The following is a 12283-nucleotide window of genomic DNA, read 5'->3' on the forward strand; positions in this document are numbered from 1 at the left end:
AAGGCTTCGGTGGGCATCGATCCGATCGATCGGCGGCCCAGTTCGGGTGGCCACCCGGGCTGGGCCATTCCTCATGGAACATGGCCATCCTAACCCGGCGCGCTAATACAAGGGTGGGCAAAGGCGCACCGCGCCGTGCCCACGCGCTTTCTCTAGTGCGGCGAACGGTGGGCACGCTTCGCTTTGCCCACCCTACGACACCTACTTTGTCGGTATGGTGCTCGCTCCCTCGCCGAGGTCGCGTTGCATCATCACGGTGTCCAGCCAGCGACCGAATTTCAGCCCGACACTGGGATGCGTGCCAATCATCTTGAAGCCGCACCTTGTGTGCACGCCGATCGATCCGGCATTGGCGGAATCGCCGATGACAGCAATCATCTGGCGGAAGCCGCGCGCCTCGCATTCGGCGATCAGCCGTTCCAGCAGCATTGAGCCGACGCCGCGGCGGTGGAAGGAGGGATCGAGATAGATCGAGTTCTCCACCGTGAAGCGATAGGCCGGCCGCGGCCGGTAGGCGCCGGCATAGGCATAGCCGGCCACGCGCCCGTCCAGCATGGCGATGAAATAGGGGTAGCCGCCGTCGATCAGCGCGCGATAGCGGCGCGTCATTTCGGTGAGGTCGGGCGGCTCCAGCTCGAACGTCGCCGTGCCCTCGCGGACAGCCTGCTGGTAAATGGCGGTGATGGCGGGGAGGTCGGCCTCGGTGGTGGGCCTGATATCGGGTGCGGACATGGGGGAAGATTAGAGTCTTCCCGCGGCTGCCGGAAGGGGGACTCGGCGCATCCACACCCGTCATTGCGAGCGCAGCGAAGCAATCCAGAAATGCATCCGCGGAGGGGCTCTGGATTGCTTCGTCGCAACGGCTCCTCGCAATGACGGGAGAGGCCCCAACCCCACAAACAAAAACCCCGGCCTTTCGGCCGGGGTTCGTGTCCGTTCTCTCTCGTCTCAGAGCTTACTCGCGCTGGCCGAGGAGCTGCAGCAGCAGCGTGAACAGGTTGATGAAGTTCAGGTACAGCGACAGTGCGCCGGTGATGGCCGAACGCTCCGCGATGTCACCGCCGGCCGAGGCATAGCCGTAGATGTAGTCGTTCTTCAGCCGCTGGGTGTCCCAGGCGGTGAGGCCCGAGAACACCAGCACGCCGACCACCGACACGATGAACTGCAGCATCGAGCTGGCCAGGAACAGGTTCACCAGGCTGGCGAGAACGATGCCGATCAGGCCCATGAACAGGAACGAGCCCATGCCGGTCAGGTCACGCTTGGTGGTGTAACCGTAGAGGCTCAGCGCACCGAAGGTGGCCGCCGTGATGAAGAACACCCGGACGATCGAGGTGTGCGTGAACACCAGGAAGATCGACGACAGCGAGATGCCCATCAGCGCCGCGAACACCCAGAACAGGATCTGGGCGGTCGAGGGGGCCAGACGGTTGATGCCCGCCGAGATCGCGAACACCATCGCGAGCGGCGCCAGGATGAACAGCCACTTCAGGGGGCTGACGAACATGGCGTAGCCGAACGGCGTCAGGAACACCTTGCCGACGCGGACGGCGTCCGCCGTCGGAACGTCGGTCACGGCGGCCATGTAGACGCCGAGCGCGGCAAGGCCGGTGATGGCCAGGCCAATGCTCATGTAGTTGTAGATGCGCAGCATATAGGCGCGCAGGCCGGCATCGACCGTCGCGGCGTCAACACGCCCGGCGGCCCTGCCGAAAGGAGAAGCGTAGTTACGGTCTAGGTCCGACATGGTCGAATTCCCGTTGGTTGGTCCGGTCCGGCACGAGGGTCGCCATGCCGCCGGTTCGTCAAATTCTATCTCGGAGACCGCTGCCAGCCGACTTAATTTTGGCTCACAATCGGGACTCCGAACCCATCCGATATGTGGGAAACTAACACATTCGCCGCAACCTTCCACGCGCGGCTGAATGTCGCCCTCGGCGCCTATCCTGACGCGAAGCTGACGGGCAGCGTGGTTAATCGCCGAAACCCGGGCGATTCCGCCCGGCTCGATCCGCCGCTACATTTTGTCACAAATTTCGCAACACCGTCGCGGGCTTTTTGTTCAATGCCAGCAGCGTGCCGGCAAGCCCCAGCCCGACGGTGACGACCAGCGCGGCGGAGACCACGCCGGCGGCACTGCCGGCCTGCCAGACGAAGCTCAGCGTCATCAGCCGCGTCACGATCAGCCAGGCCGCGATGCTGCCGGCGATCACCCCGAACACCGCGGTGGCGAGGCCGATCAGCAGGTATTCGAGGGCGTAGGCGCCGAGCAGCCGCAGCCGCGTCGCGCCGAGGGTCTTCAGGATCACCGCATCATAGACCCGGTGGCGGTGGCCGGCGGCGAGCGCCCCGCCCAGCACCAGGATCGCCGAGATCAGCGTCACGGCGCTGGCGCCGCGGATCGCCAGGGCCAGATTGGTCACCACGGAGCCGACCGTCTCCATCACCTCGCGCACGCGCACGCTCGTCACCATCGGATAGGCGTCGGCGACCTCCTTGATGATCTTGCCGTCGCCCGCCGCCTTTCCGCCCCCTTCCGTCAGCGTCGCGATGTGGGTGTGCGGCGCGCCCTTGAAGGCGTTGGGCGAGAACACCAGGACGAAATTGATGCCGAGACCCTGCCAGTCGATCGTGCGCAAATTGCTGATCTTGGCCGGAATGTCGCGGCCGAGCACGTTGACCACCACCTCGTCGCCGAGCTTGAGGCCGAGCCCGTCGGCGATCTTCTTCTCCATCGAGACCAGCGGCGGGCCGGAATAATCGGCCCGCCACCATTCGCCCTCGACCACCTTGGAGCCCTTCGGCAGCTCGGCGGTATAGGTCAGGCCGCGGTCGCTCTGCAGCACCCATTCGGAATCCGTGGTCGGCTTGAGCTCCTCGGCGCGCACGCCGCGCGCGGCGACGATCCGCCCGCGCAGCATCGGCACGTCCTCGATCCTGGCGCCGGGGGCGATCTGGCGCAGATAGCCATCGAACTGCTCGGCCTGCGCGCTCGGAATGTCGATGAAGAAGAACGATGGCGCCTGGTCGGGAAGCGCTGCCAGGAATTGCCGGCGCAGATTGCCGTCGATCTGGGTGATGGTGACGAGCACGGCGAGCCCGAGCCCCAGCGACAGCACGACGGAGGGCGTCAGCGCGCCCGGCCGGTAGATGTTGGCGATCGCCAGCCGCAGCATCGGCAGCCGCGTCCGCGGCAGCCGTCGTGCGATCGTCATCAATAGGGCGGCGATGCCGCGCAGCAAGGCGAACACGACCACCGAGGACGCCACGAACACCGCGGCGATGCGCCGGTCGAACGACAGGCCGATCACGACCGCGATGAGGAGTGCGATCACGACGGCCATGAACACGAGATAGCTCGCGCGTGGCCGGTGCCATTCGGAGCTGATGGTGTCGCGGAACAGCGCGGCCACCGGCACGTCGTGCACGCGCGCGAGCGGCCACAGGCCGAAGGCGAGCGCGGTGAGGAGGCCGTAGAGGAAGGACAGCGCGAGCTCGTCGGCGTGCACTGCCGGCACCACCGGCAGCGGCAACAGCTTGCCGAACAGGCCGACGATGGCAAAGGGCATCGCGGCGCCGAGCGCCAGGCCGATCACGGACCCGATCGCGGCCAGCAGGACCACTTGCGCCAGGTAGATGCCGAACACGTCCCGGCCGGTGGCGCCGACGGCCTTGAAGGCGGCGATCACCTCGAGCTTGCGGTCGATGTGGCTCTTGACGGCATTGGCGACGCCGACGCCGCCGACCAGCAGCGCGGCAAGCCCGACCAGCGTCAGGAACTGCGTGAAGCGGTTGATGTTGCGTTCGAGCTGCGGCGAGGCATTGGAGCGGCTGCGGATCTCCCAGCCGGCCTGCGGCGCGGCGCTGCGCGCATCCGCGATGAAGGCTTCGGTGGCGCGCTCGTTGTTCGTAGCCTCCGGCAGCTTGACCCGGTAGACCCAGCGCACCAGGCTGCCGGGCTGGATCAGGCCGGTGGCACGCAAGGCCGCCTCGCTGATCAGAAAGCGCGGCCCGAAGCCGATGCCGCCGGCGAGCTTGTCGGGCTCGGCCTCGACGGTGGAGCGGATCTGGAACGTTGCGGACCCGATCGTGACGCGATCGCCGGTCTTGAGCGAGAGCCGCGCCAGCAGCGTCGGATCGGCGGCGGCGCCGAACGCGCCGTCTCGCTCGGCGAGTAGATCGGCCATCGGCAGCTTTGGTGCCAGCGTCAGCTGTCCCAGCATCGGATAGGTGTTGTCGACCGCCTTCATCTCGACCAGCGCCAGCTTGCCGTCAGCTGAACGCGCCATGCCGCGCAAGGTCGCAGCCGCCGACAGCGTGCCGCGCGAGCGCAGGAACGCGACCTCTTCCGGCTTGGCCTCGCGCTGGAACAGCACGAAGGAGACGTCGCCGCCGAGCAGCGTGCGGCCTTCGCGTGCGAGACCGTCGCTCAGGCTCGCGGACACCGAGCCGACGCCGGCAATCGCCATCACGCCGAGCGCGATGCAGGCGATGAAGACGTAGAAGCCGCGCAGGCCGCCGCGCAATTCGCGCAAGGCGTAGCGCAGCGACAGCGCGACGGCGTTCGGCTTCGCGAACGATTCGGCCACGGCGCTCATGCGGGCGCAGACTGCGTGTCGATGCGCCCGGAGCGCAGGCGGATGACGCGGTCGCAGCGATGCGCGAGCGAGGAATCGTGCGTCACCAGCACCAAGGTCATGCCGCGCTCGGCGTGCTTGCTGAACAGCAGATCGACGATCTGCTTTCCGGTCGCTTCGTCGAGATTGCCGGTCGGCTCGTCGGCGACCAGGATCGCGGGATCGGGTGCCAGCGCGCGTGCGAGTGCGACACGCTGCTGCTCGCCGCCGGAGAGCTGGGTCGGATAATGATGCAGGCGGTCGCCGAGCCCGACCGATTGCAGCTCCTCTGCCGCGCGCTTGGCGGCATCGGGGTTGCCGGCAAGCTCGAGCGGCACTGCGACGTTCTCCAGCGCCGTCATGGTCGGGATCAGGTGGAAGGACTGGAAGACGATGCCGACCTGGCGGCCGCGGAAGCGCGCCAACGCGTCCTCGTCGAGGGCATTGAAAGGCGTGCCATTCACCACCACCTCTCCGCTATCAGGACGCTCCAGCCCCGCCATCACCATCAGCAGCGTGGATTTGCCCGAGCCTGACGGGCCGATCAGGCCGATCGTCTCGCTCCGGCCAACCCGCAGGCTGATATCCTTGAGGATGTGAACGCGTGCCGCGCCCGTGCCCAATGAGAGGTTGACGTTGGAGATGGCGATGGTGTCCGCGGTAGCGGCGAGCGAAGAGGCGTCGATGCGAGTGTCCATGGTCCGGTCATATGGCAAGTCCGCACGCGGGGTCGAGAGGCGTTACGGATTGTTCATGCACATAGCCGTGTTGATGCTCGCCGTCATGACGATGGCGAGCCCCGCTGGGGCGGGTGCGACAAAATCGATCAAGCTGGTCGTCCTCGGCGATTCCTTGAGCGCTGGCCTTGGCCTTCCGGCCCAGGAGGCGTTTCCCCAAAAGCTCCAAAAAGCCTTGCGGGCCAAAGGCATAGAGGTCGACATGACCAATGCCGGGGTGTCCGGTGACACCACCTCGGGCGGCCGCGACCGGCTCGACTGGTCGGTGCCCGATGGAACTGACGGTGTCATCGTCGAGCTCGGCGCCAACGACGCGCTGCGCGGCATCGATCCCGACGTTGCGCGCGCCGCGCTGACCGACATCGTCCAGCGGCTCAAGGCACGCAAGATTGCGGTCATGCTGTGCGGCATGCTGGCGCCGCCGAATTACGGCGCCGAATACGCCGCGCGCTTCAATTCGATTTATCCGGATCTGGCGAAGACATTCGACGTGCCGCTCTATCCGTTCTTCCTCGAAGGCGTCGCGGCCGAGGCCAAGCTCAACCAGGCCGACGGCATTCATCCGACGGCTGAAGGCGTCGACATCATCGTCAGCAGGATCATGCCCATGGTGGAGGCATTCATTGGCACGATCGCTGAGCAACGGCGTTGAAAAGCGGGCAACGCTAACCCTAATTCCCAGGGTTTTACCGGGGTGAGGCGCGGTGTGCTTCGCAGAGTCACACAACTGCGATAGGAATCAGGGTACCGGTGATTCGTCGCCGGCTCTAATTTGGATATGGTACTCGCTGTTCGAGCACCGTACCCAAGCATCGGGAGTGCGAAACGATGCCGCGTTTGTTCACGGGTCTGGAAATTCCGGCCGAGATCGGCCAGTCGCTTTCCAACTTGAGGGGTGGCCTCCCCGGCGCCCGCTGGATCGATCCCGAAAATTATCACGTCACCCTGCGCTTCATCGGCGACATCGACGGCGCTTCCGCCAACGAGATCGCCTCGATGCTGTTTCGCGTCGACCGCAAGCCGTTCGAGGTGAAGGTGCAGGGGCTCACCAGCTTCGGCGGCCGCAAGCCGCGCGCAGTGGTCGCCACGATTGCGCCGAGCAAGCCGCTGATGGAATTGCAGGCCGAGCTCGAGCGCATGATGCAGCGGATCGGCCTCGACCCGGAGGGACGCAAGTTCATCCCGCACGTCACGCTCGCGAGGCTGCACGACGCCTCCGACCGCGACGTCGCCGATTATCTCTCGCTGCGCGGCTATTTCCCGAGCAAGGCGTTCATGGCGGAACGCTTCGTGCTGTTCTCCTCGCGCGCATCGACGGGCGGCGGCCCGTATGTGGTCGAGGATGCCTACGAGCTGTGTGAGTAATTTCTTTCTTAACCTCTCCCCGCTTGCGGGGAGAGGTCGGATCGCTCTCGCGATCCGGGTGAGGGGGACAGGTCTTTCGATGGATCTCATACGCGGATAGAGCCCCTCACCCCGACCCTCCCAGCGCGAGCGAAGCTCGTCGCGCCCCCGTAAGAACGGGGCGAGGGAGAAGAAACGCGCATACCTCTGACCCCATTTCACGGCTTGCAATTTCCGTCCGTCTCTGGCGGTAAAGAGGCATGCTCTCCACCCCAAATCCCTCATTCCGCGAGGCCTATCAGGCCGAGATCGCGTCCGGTGCGATCGAGCCGGATGCCGCGCAGGCCGAGGTCGCCGAGGCCTATGCGGCGCTGGACCTGCGGCTTTCGACCTACAAGCCCGCCCGCAAGCAGGGCCTGCTCAGCCGCCTGTTCAGCTCTGGTGACAAGGACGAGGCGCCGCGCGGGCTCTACATCCACGGCGAGGTCGGCCGCGGCAAGACCATGCTGATGGACCTGTTCTTCCAGCACTCATCGGTCGAGCACAAGCGCCGCGCGCATTTCCACGAGTTCATGGCGGACGTGCACGAGCGCATCTACGATTATCGCCAGAGCATCGCGCGCGGCGAGATCGCCGACAGCGACGTCATCGCTCTAACGGCCAATGCGATCTTCGAGGAGAGCTGGTTGCTCTGCTTCGACGAATTCCACGTCACCGACATCGCCGACGCGATGATCCTGGGCCGCCTGTTCGCCAAACTGTTCGAGCTCGGCACCGTCGTGGTCGCGACCTCCAACGTCGCGCCCGACGATCTCTACAAGGGCGGTCTCAACCGCTCGCTGTTCCTGCCCTTCATCAAGCAGATCACCGACCACATGGACGTCGCGCGGCTCGATGCGCGCACCGACTTCCGCCTGGAGAAGCTGCAGGGCGTGCCGATGTGGCTGACACCGGCCGATGGCGATGCGGATGCCGCGCTCGATCGCGCCTGGAAGCGGATGACGGGCGGCGCCAAATGCCGCTCGCGCGACATTTCGATCAAGGGCCGCATTCTGCACGTGCCGTGCTCGGCCCATGGCGTGGCGCGGTTCTCCTTCGCCGACCTCTGCGAGCAGCCGCTCGGTGCATCCGACTACCTCAGGCTGGCGCACGACTATCACACCCTCCTGGTCGACCATATTCCAGTGATGGACCTCTCCCAGCGCAATGCGGCCAAGCGCTTCATCACCCTGATCGATACGCTCTATGACAACGCCGTGAAGCTGATGGCCTCGGCCGACGCCAATCCGATCTCGCTCTACCTCGCGACCGATGGCACCGAGGCCATGGAGTTCAACCGGACCGCCTCGCGCCTGATCGAAATGAGCTCGGAATCCTATCTGGCGCTGCCTCACGGCCGCAAGGATTCCACCGCCAGCGGCTCGACCAAGGGCTTGGTCGAGACTTAAGTCCTATCCCCCCGTCATTCCGGGGCGTCGCAAAGCGACGAGCCCGGAATCCATACTCCGGATGGTGGTTATGGATTCCGGGCTCGCGCTTCGCGCGCCCTGGAATGACGGTCGGGGTATGCTGGCTGCTATCTCGGCAAGCCCGACAATTGGGCATTGGGCGACTTGAACGGGGGAGACGAAAGGGATAACCACCCGTCTCAGTTTCCCCTCCTTACGTGTCTAAAGGACAGGTTCACATGGCGCGCGACAAGATTGCTTTGATTGGCTCCGGCCAGATCGGCGGAACGCTGGCTCACCTCATCGGCCTGAAAGAACTGGGCGACGTCGTGATGTTCGACATCGCCGAGGGCGTGCCGCAGGGCAAGGCGCTCGACATCGCGCAGTCCTCGCCGGTCGACGGCTTCGACGCCCACTACACCGGCGCGAACTCCTATGAGGCGCTCGACAACGCCAAGGTCTGCATCGTCACCGCCGGCGTGCCGCGCAAGCCCGGCATGAGCCGCGACGACCTTCTCTCCATCAACCTCAAGGTCATGGAGCAGGTCGGCGCCGGCATCAAGAAGTACGCCCCCGACGCCTTCGTCATCTGCATCACCAACCCGCTCGATGCCATGGTCTGGGCGCTGCAGAAGGCTTCGGGCCTGCCGCACAAGAAGGTCGTCGGCATGGCCGGCGTGCTGGATTCGGCCCGCTTCCGCTACTTCCTCGCCGACGAGTTCAACGTCTCGGTCGAGGACGTCACCGCCTTCGTGCTCGGCGGCCACGGCGACACCATGGTGCCGCTGGTGAAGTACTCCACCGTCGCCGGCATCCCGCTGCCCGACCTCGTCAAGATGGGCTGGACCTCACAGGCGCGCCTCGACGAGATCGTCGACCGCACCCGCAATGGCGGCGCCGAGATCGTCAACCTGCTCAAGACCGGCTCGGCCTTCTACGCCCCTGCCGCCTCCGCGATCGCGATGGCCGAGAGCTATCTGAAGGACAAGAAGCGCGTGCTGCCCTGCGCCGCCTATCTTAACGGCGAGTACAGCGTGAAGGACATGTATGTCGGCGTGCCCGTCGTGATCGGCGCCAAGGGCGTCGAGCGCGTGGTCGAGATCGAACTCGCCGGCAAGGACCGCGAGGCGTTTGACAAGTCGGTCGGTGCCGTGCAGGGCTTGGTCGATGCCTGCAAGAAGATCGCACCCGATCTTCTCGGCCGCTAAGGCAAAGCAATACCCGCCGAAGATCGAAACCCGGTCTTCGGCGGTTTCACTTCCGGACCCCGGCTGACCGGGGTGGGGTTCCGGTCTCGGCAGATCTCGATTGTCAAAGAATCCGGGTTGCAGTTCCTGTGGTATATGGTATGCCAGCCACAAGACTGAGGTGGGCCCATGAGGTCACCGCCCGCGGGTTCAGGGAGCGACCATATGAATATCCATGAATATCAGGCCAAAGCGCTGCTGCATGAATTCGGCGTTCCGATTTCGCGCGGCGTAGCGGTTCTCAAGGCCTCGGACTCCGACGCCGCCGCAAGACAGCTTCCCGGCCCGGTCTGGGTGGTGAAGAGCCAGATCCATGCCGGCGGGCGCGGCAAGGGCAAGTTCAAGGAAGCATCCGCCGGCGACAAAGGCGGCGTCCGCATCGCCAAGTCGGTGGAAGAGGTCAACGAATTCGCCAAGCAGATGCTGGGCGCCACGCTGGTGACCGTGCAGACCGGCCCGGCCGGCAAGCAGGTCAACCGCCTCTACATCGAGGACGGCTCCGACATCGACAAGGAATTCTACCTCTCGATCCTCGTCGACCGCGAGACCTCGCGCGTCTCCTTCGTGGTGTCGACCGAAGGCGGCGTCAACATCGAGGACGTCGCGCACAACACGCCGGAGAAGATCGTGACCTTCTCGGTCGATCCGGCGACCGGCATCATGGGCCATCACGGCCGCACGGTCGCGAAGGCGCTGAATCTGTCCGGCGACCTCGCCAAGCAGGCCGAGAAGCTCACCGCGCAGCTCTACGCGGCCTTCGTGGCCAAGGACATGTCGATGCTGGAGATCAATCCGCTGGTCGTGACCAAGCAGGGCGAGCTCCGCGTGCTCGATGCCAAGGTGTCGTTCGACGACAACGCCCTGTTCCGCCATCCCGAGATCGCGGTGTCCTTGCGCGATCTGACCGAGGAAGATGCCAAGGAAATCGAGGCGTCGAAATACGATCTCAACTACGTCACGCTCGACGGCAATATCGGCTGCATGGTCAACGGTGCCGGTCTCGCCATGGCGACGATGGACATCATCAAGCTCTACGGCATGGCGCCGGCGAACTTCCTCGACGTCGGCGGCAGCGCCAGCAAGGAGAAGGTCGCGGCCGCGTTCAAGATCATCACCGCCGATCCCAACGTGAAGGGCATCCTGGTCAACATCTTCGGCGGCATCATGAAGTGCGACGTGATCGCCGAGGGCGTCACGGCTGCTGTTCGCGAGGTCGGCCTCAGCGTGCCGTTGGTGGTCCGCCTCGAAGGCACCAACGTCGAGCTCGGCAAGAAGATCATCCGTGAATCCGGACTGAACGTGGTGCCCGCCGACAATCTCGACGACGCCGCGCAGAAGATCGTGAAGGCCGTCAAGGGAGGCTAACGCCATGGCCCAGGACCATCTCGCCGCATCATCTCCGCTCCCCGAGCATGCGCGCCTCGCCGCGTTCGCCGGCGAATGGGATGGTGAGGAGATGGTCTTCCCGTCGCGCTGGACGGCGGGCGGGCCGGCGACCTCGCGCACCGTCGCGCGCATGGATCTCAACGGGTTCTATCTGATCCAGGACTCGGTCCAGATGCGCGACGGCAAGCAGGTCTTCGCCACCCACGGCATCTTCACCTTCGACCGCGATGACCGGACCTACAAATTGTTCTGGTACGATTCGCTCGGCTACACGCCGCCTTCGCCCGCCTCAGGCGGGTGGGCCGGCAAGACCCTGACGCTGGTGCGCGGCTCGCTCCGCGGCAATGCGCGCCACGTCTACGAGATCATCAATGAGGATTCCTACTCGTTGAAGATTCAATTCTCGCCGGACGCGGAAGGCTGGTCCGACGTCCTCACCGGCGTCTACCGCCGCATCCACTGACCCACTCACTCTGTTAGTTTCGCGAAAGCAGACCTCATGTCCATCCTGATCGACAAGAACACCAAGGTCATCTGCCAGGGCTTCACCGGCAAGAACGGCACCTTCCACTCGGAGGCCGCGATTGCCTATGGCACCAAGATGGTCGGCGGCACCTCGCCGGGCAAAGGCGGCTCGACGCATCTGGGCCTGCCGGTGTTCGACACCGTGCGCGAGGCGCGTGAGAAGACCGGCGCCGATGCTTCGGTGATCTACGTGCCGCCGCCGGGCGCCGCCGACGCGATCTGCGAAGCGATCGACGCCGAGGTCCCGCTGATCGTCTGCATCACCGAGGGCATTCCTGTGATCGACATGGTTCGCGTCAAGCGCTCGCTGCTTGGCTCCAAGTCGCGCCTGATCGGGCCGAACTGCCCGGGCGTCATGACCGCCGGCGAATGCAAGATCGGCATCATGCCCGCCAACATCTTCAAGACCGGCTCGGTCGGCATCGTCTCCCGCTCGGGCACGCTGACCTATGAAGCCGTGTTCCAGACCTCCCAGGAAGGCCTCGGCCAGACCACCGCCGTCGGCATCGGCGGCGACCCGGTCAAGGGCACCGAGTTCATCGACGTGCTGGAGATGCTGCTCGCCGACCCCAAGACCGAATCGATCATCATGATCGGCGAGATCGGCGGTTCCGCCGAGGAGGACGCCGCCCAGTTCCTCAAGGACGAGGCCAAGCGTGGCCGCAAGAAGCCGATGGTCGGCTTCATCGCCGGCGTCACCGCCCCTCCCGGCCGCCGCATGGGTCATGCCGGCGCCATCATCTCCGGCGGCAAGGGCGATGCCGGTTCCAAGACCGAGGCGATGAAATCCGCAGGGATTACAGTGTCCCCGTCGCCCGCCCGCCTCGGCCACACGCTTGCCGAAAAGTTGAAAGGCTAATTCAGTTCTTCGTGCTTTTCCGGGCGAAGTTTCGCAGCAAATAGGGTAAAGGGTGCCTGTCGCGTCGAGCCCTGTCGGGGGAGCTCGGCGCCAGCGCCGTTTGTTATGCGCGAACCGAAAT

At 65.2% G+C, this 12283-nt stretch carries 11 protein-coding genes; 7 read left to right on the top strand and 4 right to left on the bottom strand.

Going from position 1 to position 12283, the window contains the following annotated elements:
• Window positions 1–201: 201 nt before the first annotated feature.
• The 4 genes from I6F17_RS35885 to I6F17_RS35900 form a co-directional block, all read right to left on the bottom strand.
• Window positions 202–732: a GNAT family N-acetyltransferase gene (locus I6F17_RS35885; RefSeq protein ID WP_225131603.1), complete on the bottom strand. Its 531-nt coding sequence runs from the start codon at window positions 730–732 to the stop codon at window positions 202–204.
• A 223-nt stretch (window positions 733–955) separates the two neighbouring features.
• Window positions 956–1747 (bottom strand): Bax inhibitor-1/YccA family protein, encoded by a 792-nt coding sequence (locus tag I6F17_RS35890; protein WP_225131604.1) that lies wholly within the window; start codon window positions 1745–1747, stop codon window positions 956–958.
• Between the two features lie 280 nt (window positions 1748–2027).
• The gene (locus tag I6F17_RS35895; protein ID WP_225131606.1) at window positions 2028–4598 is read right to left on the bottom strand and encodes an FtsX-like permease family protein; all 2571 of its coding nucleotides are present in this window, start codon (window positions 4596–4598) and stop codon (window positions 2028–2030) included.
• Window positions 4595–5314: an ABC transporter ATP-binding protein gene (locus tag I6F17_RS35900; RefSeq protein ID WP_225131607.1), complete on the bottom strand. Its 720-nt coding sequence runs from the start codon at window positions 5312–5314 to the stop codon at window positions 4595–4597. The genes I6F17_RS35895 and I6F17_RS35900 overlap by 4 nt, the downstream gene beginning before the upstream one ends.
• Before the next feature lie 55 nt (window positions 5315–5369).
• Between I6F17_RS35900 and I6F17_RS35905 the strand changes: the two genes are divergently transcribed.
• From I6F17_RS35905 to sucD, 7 genes are all read left to right on the top strand, one after another.
• The gene (locus tag I6F17_RS35905) at window positions 5370–6005 is read left to right on the top strand and encodes an arylesterase (RefSeq protein ID WP_225131609.1); all 636 of its coding nucleotides are present in this window, start codon (window positions 5370–5372) and stop codon (window positions 6003–6005) included.
• Between the two features lie 176 nt (window positions 6006–6181).
• Window positions 6182–6718 carry an RNA 2',3'-cyclic phosphodiesterase gene (gene thpR / locus I6F17_RS35910; RefSeq protein WP_027572985.1) on the top strand — a complete coding sequence of 179 codons (537 nt, stop codon included), beginning with the start codon at window positions 6182–6184 and terminating at the stop codon, window positions 6716–6718.
• 239 nt (window positions 6719–6957) lie between these two features.
• Window positions 6958–8145, top strand: a complete 1188-nt coding sequence (zapE, locus tag I6F17_RS35915) for a cell division protein ZapE (protein WP_036040719.1) — start codon at window positions 6958–6960, stop codon at window positions 8143–8145.
• Between the two features lie 239 nt (window positions 8146–8384).
• Window positions 8385–9353: a malate dehydrogenase gene (gene mdh, locus I6F17_RS35920; protein WP_025032846.1), complete on the top strand. Its 969-nt coding sequence runs from the start codon at window positions 8385–8387 to the stop codon at window positions 9351–9353.
• Window positions 9354–9557: 204 nt separating this feature from the next.
• Window positions 9558–10757, top strand: coding sequence for an ADP-forming succinate--CoA ligase subunit beta (gene sucC / locus I6F17_RS35925; protein ID WP_036008785.1), 1200 nt, complete (start codon window positions 9558–9560; stop codon window positions 10755–10757).
• 4 nt (window positions 10758–10761) lie between these two features.
• Entirely contained in the window at window positions 10762–11241 is a 480-nt protein-coding gene (locus I6F17_RS35930; RefSeq protein WP_036024613.1) for a DUF1579 family protein, read from the top strand.
• Between the two features lie 36 nt (window positions 11242–11277).
• Window positions 11278–12162, top strand: coding sequence for a succinate--CoA ligase subunit alpha (gene sucD, locus I6F17_RS35935; RefSeq protein WP_036008780.1), 885 nt, complete (start codon window positions 11278–11280; stop codon window positions 12160–12162).
• Window positions 12163–12283: the final 121 nt, after the last annotated feature.

Origin of the sequence: Bradyrhizobium sp. NBAIM18 (assembly GCF_020193825.1) — a bacterium.
Lineage (GTDB): Bacteria > Pseudomonadota > Alphaproteobacteria > Rhizobiales > Xanthobacteraceae > Bradyrhizobium > Bradyrhizobium yuanmingense.